Below are 22,375 nucleotides of genomic sequence, written 5' to 3'. Positions count from 1 at the left end.
TTCGAGCATTACAACGAGAAGCACCCGCACAGCGCGCTGAAATACCGCTCGCCACGCGAGTTCCGACGTAGGACCGATTCATCAACCTTAGTGTGAGACGGTGTCCGGAAGTACGGGGGCAAATCCAGAGCCCAATGCGTTGCGATTAAGGATAAAGCTGGGCCGGCTATCCGGCCCAGCTTGCTAAACAACTCCGCCGTTAGGCGGACGGCCAAGACCGACAATGCTCGCACACCGTTTCGAGACGACCTCGACGGAAACGCACATATGCGCGGACATGGACGGGTTTCGGGAAATGGCAAGTTTTCGCCATAACCTGTGCTCCTATCACACTGTTCGGCACGTAGCGCGTGATAAGAGTGCGGCAGACATGCCGAACGGGGGTGAAGTAGCAGTTGTAAAAGCCCACAAACCAGCAATGGTCAATGACCAAGTGATACACTGGCTGCTCTTTGAGAAGCAAAGTAAGCCGGCGGGAGGACACCACTAACCCCTCGTCGCACGCGGCCGGGCACCACCCCGGCCGTTTTCCTTTTGACCGCAACCACTATATCTAGTGGTTAGCGCCTCGTTTTGCACAAAGTATAGTGTATTTTTGGTATTTGGCGCGGGATTTCTTTCCTTGGCGTCCATGCTTTATTGTGCCAGAGGGCGTAAGCTCCCACGATAAGTTATCAACAGGTGGTGCCAAATCTGGCACTTCTCCATGACGCCGGAACAACAACTCGAATTCCTGCAATCAGCGACCGAGAAAGATGTGGCCAAGTATCTGGCCATGCGAGTGCGAGTGGAACGCACCCGGAATGGATATTCCCAGGCGGGATTCGCAGAGAAGGCGGGTATCGCGCTGCGCACCTACAAGCGTTTTGAGTTGAATGGGGTTGGCAGCATCGAAACCCTTACGCGAATCCTTATAGCCATGGGGCACGCTCGAGGCTTCTTCACCCTGTTTCCGCATCCGAAGCCAGCCAGTCAAGCGACCCTTGTCGAGCGGATTGACGCTATGAGCAAGATTGCCTCGATCCGCGGCCTTGAACAGAAAAATAGCGAGGAATATCCGGACTGAGATCTGTCAACCGAAATTGCCAGTACCACCTACTTCTCCAAACTATTTGCGGCGCGAAGAGCGAAACATGCTAATTGCATAAAAATGTGCGAGGTTGATTGCGGACAGCGACATTGCATATGTAAGGGCTAAAGTTTTTGTCAGATTTTCCGAATATTCACGGTGTAGTACCCTGTAAATCAACCGCATTGAGGCACCATGAAATTTCTCGCAGTCGCATTTCTCGCTCTTCCGATCGCAGCTATCGCTCAACAGTCCGACGATATCGGCCAGTCGACGAAGCAACCGGTTCACGTTACCGTAGAGGTTAAGTCCAAGCTGTACGGTTCCTTTACGCAGGAGCGTGACGTGAATCTCGGGGAAACCGCAGCCTTTAGTAACCTCGGCGCCCATCACAAAGCCGTGTTGAACGATGGTCCCTGTCAAATCACGGCGGACGCGAAAAATCCTCCACAAGATATCGATGACGGGGTCGTCGTGAAGATTACCCCGGAGCTGCACTCCACCACCGGAGTTGTGGGTTTTCAGGACGAAATCGTCGCCCACAAATTCATCAAATACAATGTCCTGAATGAGGGAAAATGCGGGAACATCTCGATGGCTCATTCGGTAGGTGACTCGACTGCATCAACCATGATGTCCCACACTGGCAAGCCCCTTGTGCTCACTAGCATGCGGCAATATACCGAAGGCGATCATCGAGATCTCGATGTAATCGTCACTTTCACGCCCGTAACCACGCGTTGACGGTGTGATGGGACTTGGCGAGTCGCAGATACAAGAACAGACACAGGCTGGCAGGGCTAGTTGGTCGGCCTACGTGATGATCGTCGCTCACCTATTCGTCCAACTGACCTAATGAGCTGGATCGCGAGAGTGGATACGCTCGCGATCCACTATGGCATTGATCTTCTCCGTCGCGAGGACCTTCCGTCAATGGGCTCACTTCTCGTAAAACGCCTTGAGACAGCGGCACTGCCGAACGACACATACATCGGCGAGCCATTCTGGACAATCATGGAACTCGCAGATGGCAGAACGACAGGTTCGTATTATGCAAACGCACACCCCGGAACCCAACGGATGCATATTCCTCTTCTTTTCAGTAAGCCACATGCTGAAAGGGTGATGAGGCAGGCCGCGCTCGACCCTAGTCGGTGGGCCGTGAGAGGCCTTCCAAAGTTTTCTCTTCGTGCGTTCATATTAACGATGGAATTATTTGAGATGCGGGGCCACGGGGCAATGATTCTCTTTCTCCCGCCGGGGGCCAAGGACGACGCCAATTTTGTTGGCGTGCCAATTTCAAGGCAGCAGCTTGTTGAAGAGTACTATGGCGCCCAAGTGCCTAGAATAAAAAGAGAAGATGTCTAGGCGTCAATGTTAGCTAAAAAAGTGAATATGTTTAAAAAACCTTCTCTCGCCGCACTGATTCATATCCTGAAGACGCAGCAGTCATCGACGCCAAAGATGGACTGGAGTGAACTGGAAGATCACGTAAAGCATGTTTACGAGACGCTCCTGAATCTGCAAGGCGAACAGATAGTTGTGGCTAGAAATGTGCAGATACGAGGGAAAACCGGTCAATCGCATCAGGTTGACGTATATTATGAATTCGAAAAAGCGGGTGTGCGACATCGCGTCGCCATTGAATGTAAAAATACAAAGCGCCCAATTGACATAGGTAAAGTTGGTGCGTTCTGGCTAACAATTGATGATTGCCATGGATTAATTGGGGTAATGGTATCCGCCGCTGGATATCAAAAAGGCGCAGAAAAGGCCGCTGTCGATCGAGGGATCCTCCCGCTCTCGTTGGATGATCTTCCATCATTAAGCCATTTGCTTGGAGCACGTTTGGAGCTCTACACTATTCCCGATGAGAAGACCATCGGAGAGCCGTTCTGGACACTGTTTGAACTGGAGAGCGGAAAAGTTAATGGATCACCGTACGGAAGTTGGCACGGTAACGACATAGTCTCCGTTTTATTTTTTTCTAAAAAACAGGCGGAAGAATTTTTGCATGAGCACAATCTTGATAAGACGTGGGCTGTTCGAGGACTAAATCAATTTCACTTGCGAAGTTTCATTATGATGGTCGATGCTTTTGCGGGTCGATTCTCGATTGGTGCATCGCATATCGATGAGCGCGGGAAAAAGATATTTGGTGGTTTCGAAATTTCTCGCTCAGATTTGATTGACGAATTTTGTGTTTGCGGAGCACTTCCTCCAGAGAAACCCTTCGTCGCACCATCCAGAGCACGATTCGTTAGACCTTAATCAAATTCCGCGTCAACCCTGACACCGAGCCTCGAGTTCAAGGACGAGCATGCAGTGCATATGTCATTGTCCGCACGAATGATGCATATACATCCGGAAGCGACAACAGAAGCCAACTTTCGAACGTAGACTAGGAGGAGCTGTTATTCACCGCAACCGACCCCGCTAACTACGAGAAGCGATCATGAGCACGAAATCCACCCTTGCGCATCATCAGCCAATGGGCGACGAACCGGCATGGCACCTGTACGAAGAGGTTTTCGAGGCGGGCGTCATCTATCTCGAACTGCGCGGTGTACATGTCGAAATGCACACCACCCAAGGCGGTGCGGATGTCGTACTGCAGTTGCCGATCGAGACGGTAAGGCAGTTGGGTATAGATAAGGTCGTGCCACCGACAAGATGGGAGTCGGCCGCTGATCCGGACAAGAAAATGTAACTGTGACCGCAAGGGGGCTGACGCTGGTGCCGATGGATGCGCTGGTCTGGGCTCTGCCATGAACCACTACAGTGGGGCGCATGTTCGCGGCATTTATCGCGAAGAATGAGAATTTTGTGGGGAATTTTCACATTTTGCGCAAGCGCGAGCGCGTTCACGTTTGAACTAGTGTGCAGGACGTCTTGATTTTTAATGGACTAAATTTTCACTTTCTCTGAGAACGTACAAGGGTGGGTAGGTAGATAGCCTCATAACGCAAGAAACCGAGACCCATAAGTCGAGAGACTTATGGGTCTTTTCATTGGCACCTATCCACAGCTTCGCAGCAAGCCCGACGGGGCACCCGAATCGCACCCCAATCGCACATCTCGCGTCCCACAGCAACAACGCCGCCCCCGTCTTCAATTCTTCAACTGCACCGTCCCGATGTAGTTACCGATCGCAGCCTGCAAATGCACGATATCGCCGAGCATCGGCGGATTGTTGCCTGAGACCTGTGCGTTGACCACGATCGTTCCGTTGTCGTAGTCCTCGATGGTGTACGTCGGCGTCGAGCCGACCACCTTGATCGTGGCGTTCACGTATTTCAATCCGGTGAGGACGATGTTCCATTGCGGCGCGCCGTTGTACTGGCCGAGATACGCGAATGCGGATGTGTTGAAGATTGCGCCGTACGAATAGTTGTCGACGGCTTTGATAATCGAATCGACAAGCGTTTCCCAGTCGATGCCGTATATGACCGTGCTCGTGCGTGCGACGGGATAGTTGCCGAACCGCTCCCGCGCGGACTGTGCGGCGACCTCGGGGATGTCCGTTTTATCGTAGTGCTTGTCAAGAAAATCGAATTCGCTCGGCATCTTGCTCTCCTTCGTGGCGGGGGGCGGACTGGCAGTGGTAGCCGCGGCTACATGCGTGGCTGCAGGACGGGCCGGGCGGCGAGCGATGGCATTCAGCAGCATTTGCAATGCGATCTGTGTCTGCAGCATGCTCGTGGCTCCTCCCGTGCGCGTCCTGCCGGTATGAACGATTCGCCATGGAATTCGTGAACTCGTTGGTGAGCCTGGCGGGGCCGCAAGATCGTACAAGCCACACCACCCGTCCCTGGCTACGCTGTCTCTCCCTTTCACAAGAACAGACCCAGTCATGACGCGCAAAGTATTCTGGGACGAGCCCTATCGAACCACGTTAGATACCGTGGTGAGCCAGGTGAACGGCAAGCAGGTCCAGGTGGAGGCGACGATTTTTTTCGCCGCCTCAGGCGGTCAGGAAAGCGACTCGGGTTGGCTTGGCGCTTATCCCGTCATCAAGGCCGAAAAGATAGGCCTCGAAATCATCTACACCCTTCCACCTGAGCATTCGCTCAAAGTGGGCGACCGAGTGACGTGGCGAGTCGACTGGGAACGTCGCTACCGGCTGATGCGTTTGCACTTCGCAGCCGAAATGGTGCTGCAACTCGTGTATCGACTCAGGCCGGGTATCGAGCGCATTGGTGCGCATATTGCGCAAGACAAGGCTCGCATCGACTTCGCGAGCGATGAGAGCGTCTCGCCGCTATTTCCCGATATCGAACAGGCCGTATTGGATTTGACGAAGCGCGATCTGGCTATCGTGACCGATTTCAGCGATGTCGAAGCGCAACGTCGCTACTGGAAGGTGGAGGGCTTTGCCACGATGGCGTGCGGCGGCACGCATCCGAAATCGACGGGCGAAGTTGGCGCCCTGAAGCTCAAACGAAAAAATACGGGGAAAGGAAAGGAGCGAATCGAGATCACGTTACTCGAGTAACGCATATCGTCAGGTATCCGGACTACCTGAACGCGTCAAAGCACCACCGGCGAACTCGGCAATTCTTCGCGCGGAGGACGATGAGCCGGAAAGTGCGTCTTCAGCAGTTGTGTGACCTGCGCAATTCCCCCCATCACACCGATCTGGTAGTTTCCGCGTCGAAACTCCGATTCCATGGCGTGACAGATGGTCTCCCACTCTTCGCGATCGACTTTGGCGTCGATACCGCGGTCGGCGATGATCTCCACGTCGCGATCTGCCAGAAGCAAATAGATCAGTACACCGTTGTTGTGTTCGGTGTCCCAGACACGTAGTTCGGAGAACACGTCGATTGCGCGTTCGCGGGCCGACTGGCCTTTGAGCAGCGCCCCGCTATGCAATGCCCCTTCTACGGCGAAACGGATCTGGCCCACATGGGTCTGATGGCTCTCGTGCACAGCTTTCTCGATCACAAGCAGCGATGAACGGGGAAACGCTGCGTTGACTCGCCAGCGCGTCATGAAGAGATGCCTGAGAAGGCGCTTGACGTCCATTGCTACCACCTGCCCGAGGCGCCGCCGCCACCGAATCCGCCACCACCGCCGCGAAAGATGTCGCGATTCGAACCGCCCCCGAACCTTCCACCACCGATGGAGCGTCCACCCACGTATGCGCCCATGCCGCTGCCCAGCAGCGTGAACAGCAGCGCAATTACACCCGCCACGACGGCGATGAGCATCGCGCCGGAAAGCAGCCAGGCGAGGAAGCCGATTGCGCCGCCCGTTACCACCGCCCCCGGAAGCCGGCCCAATATCGCGCGCAAGATGCCGCCGGCGACCACGGTCAGCAGGAAGAGTACGGGCAGCAAACGCCCGTTGCCGTCGGCGCTGCGCTTCTGTGCGGGCGGTGCCGGCAAGGGCTCGCCGCTCACGACACGCATGATGCTGTCGACACCCGCTGAGATACCGCCGTAGAAATCGCCCTGCCTGAAGCGCGGCACGATGGTCTCGTTGATGATGCGGTTGCTCGTGACATCCGTGAGCGCGCCTTCAAGGCCGTAGCCGACCTCGATGCGCAGCGTGCGATCGTTCTTCGCCACGATAAGCAGGACACCATCGTCCACGTTCTTGCGGCCGAGTTTCCACTGCTCGACCACGCGAATTGAGTACTGCTCGATCGTCTCGGGCGCAGTGGTGGGAACGATCAGCACGGCGATCTGCGCCCCCTTTTGGGCTTCGAAGTCTTTAAGCGACTGTTCTAGCGTGGCCTTTTGCTCGCTGGTGAGCGTAGCCGTTTCGTCGGTGACGCGCGCAGTTAGCGCGGGCACCGGTGCGTCGGCGTGAGCGGGCACACCGACAAGGACGAGCAACGCGACGACGAGTGCAATCGCGAGACGGACGACGTTCAATTGGATGCTCCGCCCGCCGATGCTGGCGGGGTGCCAAAGTCCACGCGCGGCGGCTTCGAAATCTCGGCTTCATTACTCACCGAGAAATTGGGCCGCTCCTGATAGCCGAAAGCTTTTGCGGTGAGATTGCTGGGAAACGACCGGATCGTGACGTTGTACGCCTGAACCGCTTTGATATACCGATTCCGCGCGACGGCAATGCGGTTTTCCGTTCCTTCGAGCTGCGCCTGCAAGTCTCTGAAATTCGCGTCCGATTTGAGTTGCGGGTAGTTCTCCGACACCACTAGCAATCTGGAGAGAGACGACGTGAGTTGTCCTTGTGCAGCCTCGAATTTGGCGAATGCCTGGGGATCCGAAATAAGGCCGGGCGTCGCTTGAATGGAACCCACCTTCGCGCGTGCCTCGGTTACGCTCGTGAGCACATCTTTTTCCTGATTTGCGTATCCCTTCACCGTGTTGACGAGATTAGGCACGAGGTCTGCGCGGCGCTGGTACTGATTCAGCACTTCCGACCAACTCGCCTTCACCTGTTCGTCCTCGGTCTGGATGGCGTTGTAGCCGCACCCAGGCAGCACCACGACGATTGCCAGCAGCAACAGGCTCAACAGTGCACGTATCCGCATATCTCAAATCCGCAAAGAGGGTATCGCCGTTCCGGCAAGTGCGATGCACGCAGCGGCTCGAATGGCCGCCGCTCTCAATATAAGGCGCGACTACGAACACGCTACGCGGCCGGTATCAGGCCCCTTTGATGCAGGTCAATCGGTCTCTTTGCGGCTTTCTGGTGCGCCGCTTGCTGTCCCGCTTCGCTCCCGTTACCCCCCGTTACGATTTTTATGCCTGCTGGCTGGGGCTTTGACCGTATCATCGTCCCTCACCACACGGCGCTCTGTACGCGCCACGGTTGCGCAATGCAGCAGCGAACGCGCAATCTTCTGACGGGGACAGCGAGAGGAAAACACGAGAACAAGACCTCGTTTATTTTCCATTGCAACTCAGGACGTCAAAGTGAGCGGTTTCGATACAGCAGTTCAAACCTTCATCGTCAACCACGCAGCCCACTCCGCGATAATCAACCACGCAATCAGAACGATCGCGGCTCTGTATCTGTTCAAGGGCCTCATGCTGATTGCCGCGCTGTGGTGGATCTGGTTCACGCCCGGCGAGCGCCGCGAATGGGCGCGCGAAATGGTGGTGGCCACGATCGCAAGTGGGTTCATTGCGCTCATGACGGGCCGGCTTCTCGCCCACGCGCTCCCGTTTCGCGAGCGGCCCATCTACGACAGGAGCCTGCATCTGAACTTCCCTGCCGTGGGGCTGGGCGATAGCGTGATGAGAACGTGGAGCTCGTTTCCGAGCGATCACGCCATGCTGTGGTTCGCCATAGCCACGGGTATCTTCCTCGTGTGGCGAGGCATCGGTACGCTGGCGCTGATCTACACCGCGGTGTTCATCTGTGCGCCACGTGTGTATCTCGGTCTGCACTATCCCACCGACGTGATTGCCGGCGCAGTGATCGGTATTGTCATCACGTGGGCGCTCACGCGCGACGTGCTAAGGGCGCGCATCGCACGACCCATTCTTCACAGCGTGGAGCGCTTTCCCGGCCCCGGCTACATGTTCGCTTTTCTCTTGAGCTACGAGCTCATCACGCAGTTCGACGAATTGATGCAGTTGTGGCATTCGGCGACGAAGGTGCTTTGACGTGCACCGAAGCGCGCCGATGCCTATCGTGTGGGCTCATCCGCGAAGTTGCCGCAATGCGGCGGCCACCGCGGCAATCGATCGCTTCACGTCATGCTCGTCCGTCTGCCAGTTGCAGACCGATGTGCGCATGCACCGTCTGCCGCGCCATGTCGTGTTGCTGAACAGCGCTTCGCCGCTCGCGAGCACGGCGGCCGTCACGGCGTCGGTCCACTGGTCGTGATCGCTTTCAGTTGCGTTTGGCTTGGGATGCAGGAAGCGCACGAGCCCCTGGTTGATTTGCGGCTTCCACATGAGTTGAGTGCCGGGCAGCGCCGCAACGCCCATCACGATTGCATGCGCCGCTTCGCAGCAACGTTCGATCAGGTTCGCCACGCCGCCGCGACCCAATTGCCGTAGCGCGGCGTAAGTAGCAAAGCCCCGCCCGCGGCGAGACCATTCCGGACTCCAATCTTTCTGCTCGCGCACCTGTTCGTTGTAGCTGATGTAGCTTGCCTGGTAGCCCATGGTGCGCTGGTGTGCGTCGGGATGTGCGACGAACGCGTATCCGCTGTCGTAGGGGACGTTGAGCCATTTGTGGCCGTCCGTGGTCCACGAATCTGCGTGTTCGACGCCCGCGAGCAAGTGCCTGTAACGGGGACTCGCGTTCGCCCACAAGCCGAAGGCGCCATCCACATGCACCCACGCGCCGTACCGGTGCGCAAGCGGAATGAGTTCCGCGAAGCAATCGTAGGCGCCGATGTTGAGATCGCCCGCCTGTAGCAGCACGATGGTCGGTGCATCGGGCGCCTGTTGCAGGGCCGCTTCGAGCACCGCTGCGTCGAGCCGCCCCGTGTCGTTGCAGGGCAAGGTCTGCACCGCGCCCGTTCCCATGCCGATCAGCCGTGTGGCTTGCGAGATGCTGCCGTGCAATTGATCGCTGCTCAGCAGGCGGATGGCGGGCGCACCGAACAGGCCGTCGCGTTCCACGTCCCAGCCGCGTTGCGCGAGCAACGCATGACGTGCGGACGCAAGCGCCGTGACATGCGCCATCTGGCAGCCGCTCGTCAGGCCGAAGCTCGCCTGCGCCGGCAATCCGAGCAGTTCCTTGAGCCACGTGCCGCACACTTCTTCCACTACGGCCTCGGCGGGCGCGCACGAAAACGACGCGGCGTTCTGGTCCCAGACGCTCGTGAGCCAGTCGGCCGCGAGCGCAGCCGGCAACGATCCACCAATCACCCAGCCGAAGAAGCGGCCTCCCGCGCTGCCTACGATGCCGCCTGCCGTGTCTTTCACGAGATCGTCGATCACGCGTTCAGCGGCCACGCCTTCGTCGCCGAGCGGCTTTGCCAGACGTTCGCGCAAAGAGGAGAGGCTGGCCCTTGCAGCCACGGGGCTTTCGTCGAGCGCCTCCAGATAGTCGAGCGAATGACCCAGCGCCCGGTCGAGGGCAGGACGAAATGCGCTTGCGTTCCTCGTGTTGCTCTTGTCCGTCATGGAGGGATCCCCGTTCGGTGCGGTGCACCAATGATGCGCTGCGGTGAATGCCGGTATCGGCAGCATGCGATACGGCGCTGCGTTCGCGGATGATTCTAGCGAAGGCGAGCGCGCAACGTTGCGGGGAGCGCTGAAATGTCGATGCGTGCGCGCGTTACCAGCGCTGCACGAGGCGTGCGCCGACGCGGCGGCCGCGCTCCATCGCGTCGGCGATGCGTTCCGCGGTGGCGTCGCCGGCCTCGGGTACTTCGAGGAATCGGGCGGTAATGGCGAGTGCCGTGGGCTCGCCCGCGCGCAGCACAGCAGACACGCAGCGCCGCCAGTCCGTATCGCGCATCACGTAGAGGCACCAGCCCTGGAGCGCCCACACCACGGGCGAACCGTTGCCTTGTTCCTCCATTTGCCGCAGCAGCCTCAAAGCATCTACCCAGCGGTGCCTTGCGATCAGCAAACGCACCTCGCAGATGTCCACGGCAGCCTGCTTCGGATGCAGCAGGCGCAACACGATAAGCAGGTCTTCAAGCTCCGCGTGTGCGCCGATACGCAGCCCCGTCGCGAAGATCGAGAGCAGCACGCCGAGCACCACAGGATCGCATTGAATATCGAGCATCGTGAGTGAGCGCAGATGCGGCAAACGCGAATGTGCGCCAGCGTACATGCGCACGCCTGCACAGCCTGTCCGCAAGGCCGGTTCCCGATTCTCTTGCTGAGATGCGTTGCTGGCGTATGACATGCGAAGACGCGCACGCGCGAACGAATCGATGCATTGGATGCGCGATGCGGCATGGAAGGTATGGCCGCAATGAGCGGCACTTGCTCTCGTGCCTGCATCAAACGTTTCGCAGCGCAAAACCTGGCTTCGCGTTGCGCACCGCTTTGCCACAGGCAGTTTCTACGCTATGCGATGGGGCGTTGTCCGTGCGCGGGCCGCCTGTCTTTCATTGTCTGGTTTGTCTTGCTGACCCACTGTGTCAACCTTTGCGAGATCTCCATGAGCACGAACTCCATCACAACCCAATATCTGAATTCGCAAACGCAACCGTCCTTCGAGACCGGCGCGTCGAACAATGCAGGCTTCACCGAAGAAATTCTTCAGGACATCGAGAAGCTGCTCGCCGACAGCAACAGCGCGAGCACGCCCACCAATCAGCCGAATACCGGGCAGTTCCCGCAGCAGGGCGGCGCGAGCACGACAGGCCAGTCTCCGTCGCCGTACACGCCGGTCAACTTCACGGGCCAGCCGTCCACCACCGGCACCGGAGCACCGAACGGGCAGGGCTTGCACGACGTGAAGATCAATTCGAAGGCCGGTGGCGAGGCACTGCATCTACAGGAAGACTCGAACGGGAACCTGTACAACAAGAGCGGAGATTCGGTGGGCGTGATCGATTCGCAAGGCAACGTCACGCTGAATTCCGGCGCGACGAAAGAGATCGAGCGCCTGCAGGACGGCGGCAATCCGCTCGCGATGCTGTCGGGCCATGCGGTGAAGGGCCAGACGGGCGACGGCGGCAACGTCACGTTCTCGTCGTCCGACGTGACCGTGAGCGCCGGCGATCTGAACCAGCAGAACGATTTCTGACGTCTGCCGGCACAGCGCCATCGCACCTGCCGCTTGGCTGGTGAGCGTGCATGAGGCGGCTCGCGTGACGCATGGAGGCGTCACGCGGGCCGCGTTGCATTCGCGCGGCAGGCAGACGTCGCGACATACCACCCGACCATCAGTAAGGAATCCAGCGTGAAAGTGACTTCGGGCGGCGATGCCGCAAAAAATGTTGGGGTGCAGAACAATAGCAACCTCCCCGCAAAGGGAGGCGGCGCCACCCCGCCCGCGCCGATGTCTCGGCCTGCGGCCGGCGCCGGGCTTTCGGCGCTCGGCCCAAGTCCGCGCGGCCAGCGCGATGGTGAATCGGTTGGGCGAGGGGTGGACGTTGCAGAAGCGGGGTCAGCGAACGCGCCCTCAGCGCTTCGGCGCACGTCTGCGTTGCCAGCCACGCTCTCGAGCAGGTCAAAACCACCACAGCCAGCCCCTGTTCTCACGCATTTCGTCAGCATGGCGGCCAACAGTGCGAGCGTTTCGTCCTCCGGGACGGGGGCCACACGGTTGCGCGAAAGTGCTGCCGCCAACCGTGCGTTGCTCGATGAGCAGGGCACCGTGCCGATGGTCCGTCTATCGAGCCTGGGCTATGCGGTCGGCAAGGAAGCGCGTATCGCCGCGCCGGGCGGCGGCGAGTTCGTGAAGCCGGCGGGCACCGACGCCTACCTCGCAATGCGCTACGACGCAGCGAGCGGAACGACGCGTTACGCGCTGATCGAAGCCGACGCGAACACCGGCTTGCCGAAGGGTTACACCGCAATCGATCCGCGCACCGGTCTCGCCGCCATCGGCGCCGGCGCACGCGGCCCGATATTTCCCATCGCTGGTGGCTCGCGCGACGAGGATGAAGACGAGGCACACGAGCCGCAGGCTCTGCCCACGCCTTCATCGCCGCCCTTCGATACCGCTGCCGGCCGCGAAGAACTGGGCCGCGCAATCACATTGCTTTCTACTGCCAATGCTGCCGAGGTGAAGCTTTCCGCGCGCGACATCGCGTACGTGCTCGGCTACGAACGCGCACCGTTTTTTCGCCGCAGCGCCGACACCGTGCGTCGCGTCATGCCGCGCATGAAGAGTTGCGACGAGCGCGTGAAAGACGTGGTCTCGCATCTGCACGAGCGCGCCGTCTGGGAGCACGACGAGTGGGGACAACGCAATGCGCTTTCGGACTGGGTCGGCGCACTGACGCCGCAGCAGCGTGCGGGCCTGCACGTGGTGCATGAAGCGTCGGGTGGTCCCGCATGGACACGCGCTTTCAAGATCGCAACGCGCGACGGCGAGCACGAAACGTCGTTCGACGCCGGCCACATGCTCAACGTACCCGCCGACGTGCTGGTCGCGCTGCCGCAGCAAGCTCGCGAGGCGTTGCAGACGCGCCGCGAGCGGTGGAATGCGCTCGGCGTGACGAGCGGACCCGAGGCCGAGGAATTCGTCGAGGCTCACTTCGAGCGTGAATCGTTTGATGCTGACAGCGATGAAATGCCCACGGAAATGGCGGCGCTCGTTGAAATGTATCCAGAGGCCGCACAGATCGTAGAACGCCTCTATGCACAGGGCGCCACGCTGCATCTCGTGCGTTGCTCGCAGACGCCGGACGCTGTGCTCGACGCGATCCGCCACGTTGCGACGCATTCGCAGCACAAGTTCGTCACGACGTGGTTGCCGGGGCTCGTGCGCGCGGGTACGCGCCCGAAGGTGCTGGAGAGCGACCTCGAACGCCTGCGTGAAGAGAGCGGCAAGCAGTTGGGCCGCGCGCTCGAAAAAGCAGGCCCACAGGCGCGAGACGGTTTTCGCGGCGCGGTCCTCGCGCAGATGTCGAGCGGTGCGCTCGCCGACGACGAAGACTTCGACACGCCAATCAACCTCATTCGCGATTTTTCGTCGGACGTGCTGAGCGTTTCTGCGTCCGGCGGCGAGCACGATGCGCGCACGCAGGCCGACGTCGCATGGCTCGACACGCTGCTCGCGGACACGTTCGGCCGCGAGTACGCGTTGCGGCGCCTGAGTGCCGACGACGCGAATCGCACCTCCGAAGGCGCGCGCGCCATTCTCACGTCGCTTGCCGTCATGGCGCCCACGGTGGAAGTCGTGCAGGACGCGCTGCACATGGGCGGCTTTGCGAAGTTCCTCGCCGCCTCCGCGGACGACGTGATGGCCGAAGGCGCCGAACTTTCCGCGTTGCGCGGCGCAGGTATGAGCAACGACGAGATGCGCAAGCGCATCGCCACGCTCGCGCCTGTCGCGGTGCTAGCGCTGTTCGCCGCGAATTCCATCGACGAGGTCTCGCACACGGTGGGCGATCACGCGGGCGGCGCGTTGTTTTCCACGGGCGCGGTGATGCTCTCGGCGGCAACGGGGCTCATGTCGGTGAAGTACTTCGCGGACAACTATCGCAAGCTGGAACGCGAAGGCAAATTGCCCGAGCGCATTGTGCTGGATGCCGCCACGCGCGAACGGCTCGACGCACTCGCGGCGGAAAACCCCTCGCCGGAAGAACTGGCGCGCATCGTGGACGCGGCACTCGAACAATGCGGTACCGACGGCACCGAGCGCGAGCGCATCGTCGCGCAAATGAGGCAACTGGACAGCCCGCAGGCCATCGAGTCGTTGCTGAACCAGAGCGCGCCCGCAGGGCGGCTCGAAGCGTGGCGCGCCGGCATGAAGGAAGCAATGGGCGTGAACCCCGCGCGGCTCGGCCTGACGCTCGGCACCTATTCGGCGCCCGCGATGGGCGCGCTGCTCGGCCCGCTGTTCCTGCATGTGCCCATCGCCTACGCGGCAGCGGGTTCGTACGAAACGTTCATGGGCGTACTCACCATCTGGCTGCACAACCTCACGTTCGGCGCGCGCTGGCGTCATGCGGTGGATCGCAAGGCGCAGGCTGAAATCGAAGGGCCGGGCGACGCGCAGTAAGCAGCCGCTCCTTAAAACACGGCGGTACGGCGGCGCAGCACACCTTTGCCGATTTTCGATAACGCCTCGATTTATGGCTTTCTACTATCCGCCCAAGGCTGTCGGTCCGCGTGGGGCGCCGGGCCGCAACGTCAGGGGAGATTCCGATGAAAGCAGAGTCGAAGGGCCAGCATGTAGGGCAAGTCACGCATCATGAGCTGAAGCAGACGCTGGGCACGTGGCAGCTGTGGGGCATCGCGGTGGGGCTCGTCATTTCCGGCGAGTATTTCGGCTGGAGCTATGGCTGGGCGAGCGCCGGCACACTGGGTTTCGTCGTAACGGCGATCTTCATCGCCGCGATGTACACCACCTTCATTTTCAGCTTCACGGAACTCACCACGTCGATTCCGCATGCCGGCGGCCCGTTCGCGTACGCGCGGCACGCGTTCGGTCCGGTGGGCGGCTACATCGCGGGGGCCGCGACACTTGTGGAGTTTGTGTTCGCACCGCCTGCCATTGCGCTCGCCATTGGCGCGTATCTGCACGTGCAGTTTCCCGGCCTTGAACCGAAACACGCGGCCATGGGCGCGTACCTTGTCTTCATGGCGCTCAACATCGTAGGCGTGCAGATAGCGGCCGCCTTCGAGCTTTTCGTCACGCTGCTCGCCATCTTCGAACTGTTCGTGTTCATGGGCGTGGTCTCGCCCGGCTTCGAATGGTCGAACTTCACGAAGGGCGGCTGGGCCGGCGCCGATCACTTCAGCATGGGCGCGTTTCACGGCATGTTCGCAGCCATCCCGTTTGCGATCTGGTTCTTCCTCGCCATTGAAGGCGTGGCCATGGCCGCCGAAGAAGCGAAGAACCCGAAGCGTTCCATTCCGATTGCGTACGTCACCGGCATTCTGACGCTCGTTGCGCTCGCGATCGGCGTGATGGTGTTCGCCGGCGGCGCGGGCGACTGGACCAAGCTCTCCAACATCAACGACCCGCTGCCGCAAGCCATGAAGTACATCGTCGGCGAGCACAGCGGCTGGATGCACATGCTCGTGTGGCTCGGTCTGTTCGGGCTCGTCGCGTCGTTCCACGGCATCATCCTCGGCTACTCGCGGCAGATTTTCGCGCTGGCTCGCGCCGGCTATCTGCCCGAGTGGCTCGCCAAGGTGCATCCGCGCTTCAAGACGCCGCATCGTGCGATTCTGGCGGGCGGCGTGATCGGCATTGCAGCCATCTATAGCGACGAGCTGATCCAGTTCGCCGGCCAGACGCTTACGGCGAACATCGTGACGATGTCGGTGTTTGGCGCTATCGTCATGTACATCGTGAGCATGCTGGCGCTCTTCAAGCTGCGCCGTACGGACCCGAATATGGAGCGCCCGTTCCGCGCGCCGCTGTTCCCGTTCTTCCCGGCGTTCGCGCTCGTTGCCGCCGTGATTTCGCTCGCGACGATGGTGTACTTCAACCTCGAAGTGGCGTTGGTGTTCGCAGTGTTCATGGCGCTCGGCTACGTGTATTTCCTCGCCACGCGCAGCCAGCGCGAGACGGCACCGGCCGACGCGCTGCTCGAAGAGTAAGCGACCCGCAAGACGCGCGCGGCGCCGCACACGGCCTTTTGCCCGTGTGCGGCGCTCGCACGATGGAGCAAAGACGATGAGCTATACGGAGACAATCGGCGCACGCACCTATCGCTTCGCCGACCTGAAGACGCTGCTCGCGAAGGCGAGCCCCTTGCGTTCCGGCGACCAGCTCGCGGGCGTGGCCGCGGCAAGCGAAGAGGAACGCGTGGCCGCGAAGATGGCGTTGGCCCAGGTGCCGCTGCGCACGTTCCTGAACGAAGCCGTGATTCCGTACGAACAGGACGAGATCACGCGCCTCATCATGGACGGTCATTCCGAAGCGGCGTTTGCCGAGATCGCGCACCTCACCGTGGGCGATTTTCGCAACTGGCTGCTCTCAGGCACGACGGATTCCGACGCGCTGCTGCGTATTACCGACGGCCTCACGCCGGAGATGGTCGCAGCCGTTTCGAAGCTCATGCGCAACCAGGATCTCGTTACCGTGGCGCGCAAGCGTCCGGTGATTACGCGCTTTCGCAATACGATCGGCTTGCCGGGCCGCATGTCGGTGCGCCTGCAGCCCAACCATCCCACCGACGACGTCAAAGGCATTGCCGCCTCGATGCTCGACGGCCTCATGTACGGCTGTGGCGACGCGGTGATCGGCATCAATCCCGCTACGGACAGCCTCGCCGCCATCACGACGCTGCTCGTCATGATGGACGAGTTCCGCCAGCGCTATAACGTGCCCACGCAGACTTGCGTGCTGACGCACGTCACCAACTCCATCGCGGCCATCGAAAAGGGCGCGCCTGTCGATCTCGTGTTCCAGTCCATTGCCGGCACCGAGAAGGCCAACGCGAGCTTCGGCATTTCGCTCGCGCTGCTGGCCGAGGCGCACGAGGCGGCGCTCTCGCTCAAGCGCGGCACGGTGGGCGACGACGTGATGTATTTCGAAACCGGGCAGGGCAGTGCGCTTTCGGCGAACGCGCATTCCGGCGTGGACCAGCAGACCTGCGAAGTGCGCGCCTATGCTGTGGCGCGCCGCTTCCGGCCGCTGCTTGCCAACACGGTGGTGGGCTTCATCGGGCCGGAGTATCTGTACGACGGCAAGCAGATCATTCGCGCGGGGCTCGAAGACCATTTCTGCGGCAAGCTGCTGGGCGTGCCGATGGGCTGCGACATCTGCTACACGAACCACGCCGAAGCGGACCAGGACGACATGGACAACCTGCTCACGCTGCTCGGCGTGGCGGGCATCAACTTCATCATGGGCATTCCCGGCGCGGACGACGTCATGCTCAACTATCAGAGCACCTCGTTTCACGACGCGCTCTACGTGCGCGAGGTGCTGGGCCTGCGCCGTGCGCCCGAGTTCGAGGAATGGCTGGAGTCCATGCAGATCATCGACGCGCGCGGCGCGCTGCTGCCTGTGTCGCCGCGCCAGCCGCTCCTGGAGGGCGCGAGCGAATGGATGGGCGTGGCATGAGCGACTTTCTCGAAAAGAACCCGTGGCAGGCGCTGCGGCGCTTCACGCAGGCGCGCATCGCGTTGGGCCGCGCGGGCAACAGCCTGCCTACGCAGCCGCTGCTCGCCTTCAATCTCTCGCACGCGCAGGCACGCGACGCCGTGCATCAGCCGTTCGATGCCGGCCCTTTGCACGATGCGCTGCGCGCGCGCGGCATTGTCTCGCTCGATGTGCACAGTGCCGCGCCTGATCGCGAACACTATCTGCGCCGTCCGGACCTGGGCCGGCGGCTCTCGGACGAAAGCCGCGAAACGCTGCGCACTGCGGCAGCGGAGGACGCACCCGACGTCGTATTCGTGATCGCCGACGGGCTCTCCGCGTTCGCCGCGTCAAAGCAGGCGATGCCGCTTTTCCTCGAAGTACAGGCGAAGCTTGCGGACTGGACGATCGGGCCGGTGATCGTGGCGCGGCAGTCGCGCGTGGCACTGGGCGACGAGATTGGTGAACTGCTCGGCGCGAAGTTCGTGGTGATGTTGATCGGCGAGCGGCCTGGCTTGAGTTCGCCGGATAGCCTGGGCGTCTATCTCACCTACGAACCGAAGGTGGGCCGTACCGACGCCGAACGCAACTGCATTTCCAACGTGCGGCCGGAAGGCTTGAGCTACGCGGCCGCGGCACACAAGCTCCACTATCTGCTCACGCACGCTCGCAGACTGGGCCTGACCGGCGTCGGACTCAAGGACGATAGCGACGCGCTGCTTTCTTCAGCAGCACCGGCAGCGGCAGTGGAAGCACCTGGCGGTCAGCCGTAAGCAACTGACTGGCTTGCGACGCGTAGCGCTTGAAACGGCGGACACTGCTGCTTAAGCCCTACGCGTCGGCCCGCTCCACGGGATGCGCGGCGAGCCAGTCGTTTTCGGCGTCGTCGAAGAGCCGCGAGCGCGTGAGAAAGCGCAGGCCCGTGGGACGTTCGAGCGAGAACATGCCGCCATTGCCCGGCACCACGTCGATGATCAATTGCGTGTGCTGCCAGTATTCGAACTGCGATTCGCTCATGTAGAACGGCACGCCCGCAATGGCGCCGAGCTTCACGTCGGATGCGCCCACGCGAAATTCGGCGGCGGGAAAGCACATCGGCGCGCTGCCGTCGCAGCATCCGCCCGACTGATGGAAGATCACGTTGCCGTGCTCGGCCTTGAGCTTGTCGATCAGCGCTACGGCGGCCGGCGTGGCAATTACGCGAGAGACGTCTTCAACAGACATCGTGTTGCTCCGTGATGGTGGTGCGCGACGACCGCGCCGCCAGCGCGCGAACGCCCACGCGGATAGCTGCGTGCGGTGCGCCGGCGTGCCGATGCCGCCGCGCGGAAAGCTGCGCAGTTGCGCATACTCATGCGAGCCCCCCTGTAGAAGAAAACGTGGGGGCGGCGTGCGTTTCTTCCGCCCGCCGCCCGTCTTTCACCAACGCATCAAGCCACCGCTCAGAAGAACCCCAGCGGCTGCTCGCTGTAGCTCACCAGCAGGTTCTTGGTCTGCTGGTAGTGGTCGAGCATCATCTTGTGCGTTTCACGGCCGATACCCGACTGCTTGTAGCCGCCGAACGCCGCATGCGCCGGATACGCGTGATAGCAGTTCGTCCACACGCGGCCCGCCTGGATCGCGCGGCCGAAGCGATACGCACGCGTGCCGTCGCGCGTCCACACGCCGGCGCCCAGGCCGTACAGCGTGTCGTTGGCGATCTCCAGCGCTTCCTCTTCGGTCTTGAACGTCGTGACCGACACCACCGGCCCGAAGATCTCTTCCTGGAAGATGCGCATGCGGTTGTGGCCGCGGAACACCGTGGGCTTCACGTAGTAGCCCTTCGAGAGTTCGCCCGCGAGCACGTTGCGCTCGCCGCCCGTGAGGCACTGCGCGCCTTCCTGGCGGCCCAGGTCGATGTACGAGAGGATCTTTTCCAGCTGCTCCTGCGAGGCCTGCGCGCCGATCATCGTCTTCGGGTCCAGCGGGTGGCCCTGCTGCACGGCGGCCACGCGCTTGAGCGCACGTTCCATGAAACGGTCGTAGATCTTCTCGTCGATCAGCACGCGCGACGGGCACGTGCAGACCTCGCCCTGGTTCAGCGCGAACATCGCGAAGCCTTCCAGTGCCTTGTCGAAGTAGCCGTCGTCGCGGTCCATCACGTCGGCGAAGAAGATGTTCGGGCTCTTGCCGCCCAGTTCCAGCGTCACCGGAATGATGTTCTCGCTCGCGTACTGCATGATCAGGCGGCCCGTGGTGGTCTCGCCCGTGAAGGCGACCTTCGCGATGCGCTTGCTGGTGGCGAGCGGCTTGCCGGCTTCCAGACCGAAGCCGTTCACGACGTTGAGCGTGCCTTTGGGCAGGATGTCCTGGATCAGTTCCATGAGGACCAGGATGGAAGCGGGCGTCTGCTCGGCGGGCTTGAGCACGATGCAGTTGCCGGCGGCGAGCGCCGGGGCGATCTTCCAGGCGGCCATCAGGATCGGGAAATTCCACGGAATGATCTGGCCGACCACGCCGAGGGGCTCGTGGAAGTGATAGGCGACGGTGTCGTGATCGACCTCGCAGACCGAGCCTTCCTGGGCGCGGATGCAGCCGGCGAAGTAGCGGAAGTGGTCGACGGCGAGCGGGATGTCGGCGGCCAGGGTTTCGCGCAGGGGCTTGCCGTTGTCGATGGTTTCGGCCACGGCGAGGCGCTGCAGGTTGGCTTCCATGCGGTCGGCGATGCGGTTCAGCACGCTCGCGCGCTCGGCGGGCGAGGCCTTGCCCCAGGCGTCCTTGGCGCGGTGCGCGGCATCGAGCGCGAGTTCGACGTCTTCGGCGCGCGAGCGCGGAATCGAGGTGAACGGCTCGCCGGTGATGGGCGAGACGTTATCGAAATACTCGCCGCCGACGGGCTTCACCCATTCGCCGCCGATGAAGTTTCCGTACTGCTTTTTGTAGGGGTATTCGGTGGTCAGGAACTGCATTTCCGCGTGGTTCATCAGTCGCTCCTCACATGTGTCTGCATGGGTCTGCATTGTTGGTCCGGCGCTGCGGCGCGCCTGCCGGGCGCTCGTTACGCCAGAAGCGTGCCAATGCAGAGGCGGCATGATGCATCGCGGTGCGCGGCGCACTGCGGCGATGCATGCGCGGGCCGAGACTGCTTTGCGGCATGGCATGACGTTGTTGTCTCGTTGTTCTCTCACTGTTTCGTGCTGTTTCATGTAGCGCGCCATTTCTGAACAGATTCCGTGGTTCTGTTCACGAATGGAGCAACCTCGCCGCGACACCCTGCCGCAGGGCGGCGACCCCCATCGGCATGGGACTTGCGTGATGGAGTCGTCATGAATGCCTCTTTTGCCGGCCCGGTATGAACACCGATTCCCCGTATCCCCACGCCGCTGCGCCCACCGCTCGCGCCGCCACGGACGACGATCTGTGTCTGCGCAACTCGGTCGCGCACGATGCGGACGAGCAGGCGCGCAGTCTGCACGGCTGGGACCAGATCTACGATCAGCTGAGCGCGGGCCGCTTCACGGGCACGCTCACCGAGCTGTTTCTCGACCACATGACGGTGTTTCGCGAAACGACGAGCCACGCGCTGCGCCAGACCTGCGAGGTGCAATCGGACGCGTACTGGTTCGGCATTCCGCTTTGCCGCGAGGGCAATGGGCGCATCGACGCCCAACTGATCGGCGACGACGCCCTCGCGTTCCGGCCCGGCGGCGTCGAGTTCGAACTCGTCACGCCGGCCGGCTACGAGTTTTTCGGCGTGGTGGTGCAGGGCGAGGTGCTGCGGCGCTATGCGGCCGAGGTCGAGCACCTCGGGCTCACGAACCAGGTGCCGCACACCGAGGTGGTCTCCATCGGCGCGGCGCGCAAGCTGCGCCTGTGCACGTCGCTGCGCCAGATGCTGGACGACGGCGCGCAGGCCGGCGTGCCGCTTTCGGGCTTCGCGCGCAGCAACCTGCAATCGTCGGTGCTGGCGGCGCTATTCGACCTCTGCTCGGCCGACCACGCGCAGCCGCTTGCGGCAACTACGCCGCAACGGCGCCAGGCAATCGTGGCAGCGGCGCGCGCCCACGTGCTCGAGCACCGAGACCGGCCGGTGGGCGTGCCGGAACTCTGCGAACGGCTGCACGTGAGCCGCCGCACGTTGCAGTACTGCTTTCAGGACGTGCTCGGCATGGCGCCCGTCACCTATCTGCGCGCCATTCGCTTGAACGGCGCGCGGCGCGACCTGTGCAACGCGGCGCGCGAAGGCCGCGCCGCGCAAGACGCCTGCTCGGTGCAGGACGTGGCCGCAGCGTGGGGCTTCTGGCACCTGAGTCAGTTCGCAACGGACTACCGGCGGCTCTTCGGCGTGCGTCCGTCGGAGACGCTCAAGGGCATGACCGGCATGCCGACGCCGGCCTTTGCGCACTAGGGCCTGCTCCCATCAGGAAACAGGCTTGCGCTGGCCATCCTCGCCGTTTTCTCCCTTGTCCGCCCACATGCGGTAGTCTTGGCAGCCCTACCGCCAGGAGAACCCAGCATGTCCAGCCAGTTTGTCTGCCGAAACCAGTCCTGCGGCCAGCCGTGGGAGCTGTCCGATGTCGTCATCAAGAACGAAGGGCAAGGCCTGCTATTCCGCTGCCCGTTGTGCGGCGCACGCAATTACGTGGAGCGCTTCGAGGACGACGAGGGCAACGTTCTGTATGAACAGATCGAAGGGCGGCCGTTGCAGTGAATGCG

Annotated in this window: 22 protein-coding genes; 14 read left to right on the top strand and 8 right to left on the bottom strand. The window is 61.6% G+C overall.

Annotated elements, in window-relative coordinates:
• Nucleotides 1–706: 706 nt before the first annotated feature.
• The 5 genes from PKKP23_RS23645 to PKKP23_RS23625 all read left to right on the top strand — a co-directional run bounded on the left by PKKP23_RS23645 (nt 707) and on the right by PKKP23_RS23625 (nt 3,779).
• The gene (locus PKKP23_RS23645) at nt 707–1,066 is read left to right on the top strand and encodes a helix-turn-helix domain-containing protein (RefSeq protein ID WP_126878642.1); all 360 of its coding nucleotides are present in this window, start codon (nt 707–709) and stop codon (nt 1,064–1,066) included.
• 198 nt (nt 1,067–1,264) lie between these two features.
• Entirely contained in the window at nt 1,265–1,813 is a 549-nt protein-coding gene (locus tag PKKP23_RS23640; protein ID WP_126878641.1) for a hypothetical protein, read from the top strand.
• A 129-nt stretch (nt 1,814–1,942) separates the two neighbouring features.
• Nucleotides 1,943–2,437, top strand: coding sequence for a hypothetical protein (locus PKKP23_RS23635; protein ID WP_126878640.1), 495 nt, complete (start codon nt 1,943–1,945; stop codon nt 2,435–2,437).
• A gap of 6 nt (nt 2,438–2,443) precedes the next feature.
• The gene (locus tag PKKP23_RS23630) at nt 2,444–3,340 is read left to right on the top strand and encodes a restriction endonuclease (protein WP_126878639.1); all 897 of its coding nucleotides are present in this window, start codon (nt 2,444–2,446) and stop codon (nt 3,338–3,340) included.
• 184 nt (nt 3,341–3,524) lie between these two features.
• A complete protein-coding gene (locus PKKP23_RS23625) occupies nt 3,525–3,779 on the top strand; it encodes a hypothetical protein (protein WP_126878638.1) in 255 nt (84 codons plus the stop codon).
• 401 nt (nt 3,780–4,180) lie between these two features.
• On the opposite strand, the gene PKKP23_RS23620 is transcribed toward PKKP23_RS23625, so the two are convergent.
• The gene (locus tag PKKP23_RS23620) at nt 4,181–4,765 is read right to left on the bottom strand and encodes a hypothetical protein (protein ID WP_126878637.1); all 585 of its coding nucleotides are present in this window, start codon (nt 4,763–4,765) and stop codon (nt 4,181–4,183) included.
• A gap of 157 nt (nt 4,766–4,922) precedes the next feature.
• On the opposite strand from PKKP23_RS23620, the gene PKKP23_RS23615 reads away from it, so the two are divergent.
• Nucleotides 4,923–5,564: an alanyl-tRNA editing protein gene (locus PKKP23_RS23615; protein ID WP_126878636.1), complete on the top strand. Its 642-nt coding sequence runs from the start codon at nt 4,923–4,925 to the stop codon at nt 5,562–5,564.
• A gap of 35 nt (nt 5,565–5,599) precedes the next feature.
• On the opposite strand, the gene PKKP23_RS23610 is transcribed toward PKKP23_RS23615, so the two are convergent.
• The 3 genes from PKKP23_RS23610 to PKKP23_RS23600 are packed head-to-tail and all read right to left on the bottom strand — an operon-like array spanning nt 5,600 to nt 7,574.
• On the bottom strand, nt 5,600–6,097 hold the full coding sequence (locus tag PKKP23_RS23610; protein ID WP_017772331.1) for a TPM domain-containing protein: 498 nt from the start codon (nt 6,095–6,097) through the stop codon (nt 5,600–5,602).
• A 2-nt stretch (nt 6,098–6,099) separates the two neighbouring features.
• Complete coding sequence (locus PKKP23_RS23605) at nt 6,100–6,951, bottom strand: TPM domain-containing protein (protein WP_126878635.1); 852 nt, start codon at nt 6,949–6,951, stop codon at nt 6,100–6,102.
• A complete protein-coding gene (locus PKKP23_RS23600) occupies nt 6,948–7,574 on the bottom strand; it encodes a LemA family protein (protein ID WP_126878634.1) in 627 nt (208 codons plus the stop codon). The genes PKKP23_RS23605 and PKKP23_RS23600 overlap by 4 nt, the downstream gene beginning before the upstream one ends.
• Before the next feature lie 385 nt (nt 7,575–7,959).
• Between PKKP23_RS23600 and PKKP23_RS23595 the strand changes: the two genes are divergently transcribed.
• Nucleotides 7,960–8,655, top strand: a complete 696-nt coding sequence (locus PKKP23_RS23595) for a phosphatase PAP2 family protein (RefSeq protein WP_126878633.1) — start codon at nt 7,960–7,962, stop codon at nt 8,653–8,655.
• Nucleotides 8,656–8,691: 36 nt separating this feature from the next.
• Here PKKP23_RS23595 and PKKP23_RS23590 read toward each other — a convergent pair whose 3' ends face one another.
• Both PKKP23_RS23590 and PKKP23_RS23585 read right to left on the bottom strand, forming a co-directional pair.
• A complete protein-coding gene (locus PKKP23_RS23590; RefSeq protein WP_126878632.1) occupies nt 8,692–10,131 on the bottom strand; it encodes a pyridoxal phosphate-dependent decarboxylase family protein in 1,440 nt (479 codons plus the stop codon).
• A 154-nt stretch (nt 10,132–10,285) separates the two neighbouring features.
• Nucleotides 10,286–10,789: an HrpB1 family type III secretion system apparatus protein gene (locus PKKP23_RS23585; RefSeq protein ID WP_126878631.1), complete on the bottom strand. Its 504-nt coding sequence runs from the start codon at nt 10,787–10,789 to the stop codon at nt 10,286–10,288.
• Between the two features lie 333 nt (nt 10,790–11,122).
• On the opposite strand from PKKP23_RS23585, the gene PKKP23_RS23580 reads away from it, so the two are divergent.
• The 5 genes from PKKP23_RS23580 to eutC all read left to right on the top strand — a co-directional run bounded on the left by PKKP23_RS23580 (nt 11,123) and on the right by eutC (nt 18,453).
• Nucleotides 11,123–11,713 carry a hypothetical protein gene (locus PKKP23_RS23580; RefSeq protein ID WP_126878630.1) on the top strand — a complete coding sequence of 197 codons (591 nt, stop codon included), beginning with the start codon at nt 11,123–11,125 and terminating at the stop codon, nt 11,711–11,713.
• Between the two features lie 471 nt (nt 11,714–12,184).
• Nucleotides 12,185–14,641 carry a hypothetical protein gene (locus PKKP23_RS23575; protein ID WP_126878629.1) on the top strand — a complete coding sequence of 819 codons (2,457 nt, stop codon included), beginning with the start codon at nt 12,185–12,187 and terminating at the stop codon, nt 14,639–14,641.
• Nucleotides 14,642–14,787: 146 nt separating this feature from the next.
• Complete coding sequence (eat, locus tag PKKP23_RS23570) at nt 14,788–16,191, top strand: ethanolamine permease (RefSeq protein ID WP_017772339.1); 1,404 nt, start codon at nt 14,788–14,790, stop codon at nt 16,189–16,191.
• Nucleotides 16,192–16,267: 76 nt separating this feature from the next.
• Nucleotides 16,268–17,662 (top strand): ethanolamine ammonia-lyase subunit EutB, encoded by a 1,395-nt coding sequence (locus PKKP23_RS23565; protein ID WP_126878628.1) that lies wholly within the window; start codon nt 16,268–16,270, stop codon nt 17,660–17,662.
• On the top strand, nt 17,659–18,453 hold the full coding sequence (gene eutC, locus PKKP23_RS23560) for an ethanolamine ammonia-lyase subunit EutC (RefSeq protein ID WP_126878627.1): 795 nt from the start codon (nt 17,659–17,661) through the stop codon (nt 18,451–18,453). The genes PKKP23_RS23565 and eutC overlap by 4 nt, the downstream gene beginning before the upstream one ends.
• Before the next feature lie 58 nt (nt 18,454–18,511).
• On the opposite strand, the gene PKKP23_RS23555 is transcribed toward eutC, so the two are convergent.
• Both PKKP23_RS23555 and adh read right to left on the bottom strand, forming a co-directional pair.
• Nucleotides 18,512–18,904 (bottom strand): DUF779 domain-containing protein, encoded by a 393-nt coding sequence (locus PKKP23_RS23555; RefSeq protein WP_017772342.1) that lies wholly within the window; start codon nt 18,902–18,904, stop codon nt 18,512–18,514.
• A gap of 218 nt (nt 18,905–19,122) precedes the next feature.
• Nucleotides 19,123–20,643, bottom strand: coding sequence for an aldehyde dehydrogenase (adh, locus tag PKKP23_RS23550; protein WP_126878626.1), 1,521 nt, complete (start codon nt 20,641–20,643; stop codon nt 19,123–19,125).
• A gap of 368 nt (nt 20,644–21,011) precedes the next feature.
• Between adh and PKKP23_RS23545 the strand changes: the two genes are divergently transcribed.
• Together PKKP23_RS23545 and PKKP23_RS23540 are read left to right on the top strand one after the other, a co-directional pair.
• A complete protein-coding gene (locus tag PKKP23_RS23545) occupies nt 21,012–22,067 on the top strand; it encodes a helix-turn-helix domain-containing protein (RefSeq protein ID WP_126878625.1) in 1,056 nt (351 codons plus the stop codon).
• A gap of 108 nt (nt 22,068–22,175) precedes the next feature.
• Nucleotides 22,176–22,370, top strand: a complete 195-nt coding sequence (locus tag PKKP23_RS23540) for a hypothetical protein (RefSeq protein WP_017772345.1) — start codon at nt 22,176–22,178, stop codon at nt 22,368–22,370.
• Nucleotides 22,371–22,375: the final 5 nt, after the last annotated feature.

The organism is Paraburkholderia kururiensis JCM 10599 = LMG 19447, from assembly GCF_003986935.1.
In the GTDB taxonomy this organism is placed as follows: Bacteria; Pseudomonadota; Gammaproteobacteria; order Burkholderiales; family Burkholderiaceae; genus Paraburkholderia; species Paraburkholderia kururiensis.
The sequence above is the reverse complement of the archived record's forward strand: the minus strand, read 5'-3'. Positions and strand labels throughout refer to the sequence as shown.

Coding starts and splice junctions, on each gene's coding strand:
- PKKP23_RS23645 (WP_126878642.1), top strand. CDS start 707: ATGACGCCGGAACAACAACTCGAATTCCTGCAATCAGCGACCGAGAAA.
- PKKP23_RS23640 (WP_126878641.1), top strand. CDS start 1,265: ATGAAATTTCTCGCAGTCGCATTTCTCGCTCTTCCGATCGCAGCTATC.
- PKKP23_RS23630 (WP_126878639.1), top strand. CDS start 2,444: ATGTTAGCTAAAAAAGTGAATATGTTTAAAAAACCTTCTCTCGCCGCA.
- PKKP23_RS23625 (WP_126878638.1), top strand. CDS start 3,525: ATGAGCACGAAATCCACCCTTGCGCATCATCAGCCAATGGGCGACGAA.
- PKKP23_RS23620 (WP_126878637.1), bottom strand. CDS start 4,765: ATGCTGCAGACACAGATCGCATTGCAAATGCTGCTGAATGCCATCGCT.
- PKKP23_RS23615 (WP_126878636.1), top strand. CDS start 4,923: ATGACGCGCAAAGTATTCTGGGACGAGCCCTATCGAACCACGTTAGAT.
- PKKP23_RS23610 (WP_017772331.1), bottom strand. CDS start 6,097: ATGGACGTCAAGCGCCTTCTCAGGCATCTCTTCATGACGCGCTGGCGA.
- PKKP23_RS23600 (WP_126878634.1), bottom strand. CDS start 7,574: ATGCGGATACGTGCACTGTTGAGCCTGTTGCTGCTGGCAATCGTCGTG.
- PKKP23_RS23590 (WP_126878632.1), bottom strand. CDS start 10,131: ATGACGGACAAGAGCAACACGAGGAACGCAAGCGCATTTCGTCCTGCC.
- PKKP23_RS23585 (WP_126878631.1), bottom strand. CDS start 10,789: ATGTACGCTGGCGCACATTCGCGTTTGCCGCATCTGCGCTCACTCACG.
- PKKP23_RS23580 (WP_126878630.1), top strand. CDS start 11,123: ATGAGCACGAACTCCATCACAACCCAATATCTGAATTCGCAAACGCAA.
- PKKP23_RS23575 (WP_126878629.1), top strand. CDS start 12,185: ATGGCGGCCAACAGTGCGAGCGTTTCGTCCTCCGGGACGGGGGCCACA.
- eat (WP_017772339.1), top strand. CDS start 14,788: ATGAAAGCAGAGTCGAAGGGCCAGCATGTAGGGCAAGTCACGCATCAT.
- PKKP23_RS23565 (WP_126878628.1), top strand. CDS start 16,268: ATGAGCTATACGGAGACAATCGGCGCACGCACCTATCGCTTCGCCGAC.
- eutC (WP_126878627.1), top strand. CDS start 17,659: ATGAGCGACTTTCTCGAAAAGAACCCGTGGCAGGCGCTGCGGCGCTTC.
- PKKP23_RS23555 (WP_017772342.1), bottom strand. CDS start 18,904: ATGTCTGTTGAAGACGTCTCTCGCGTAATTGCCACGCCGGCCGCCGTA.
- adh (WP_126878626.1), bottom strand. CDS start 20,643: ATGAACCACGCGGAAATGCAGTTCCTGACCACCGAATACCCCTACAAA.
- PKKP23_RS23545 (WP_126878625.1), top strand. CDS start 21,012: ATGAACACCGATTCCCCGTATCCCCACGCCGCTGCGCCCACCGCTCGC.
- PKKP23_RS23540 (WP_017772345.1), top strand. CDS start 22,176: ATGTCCAGCCAGTTTGTCTGCCGAAACCAGTCCTGCGGCCAGCCGTGG.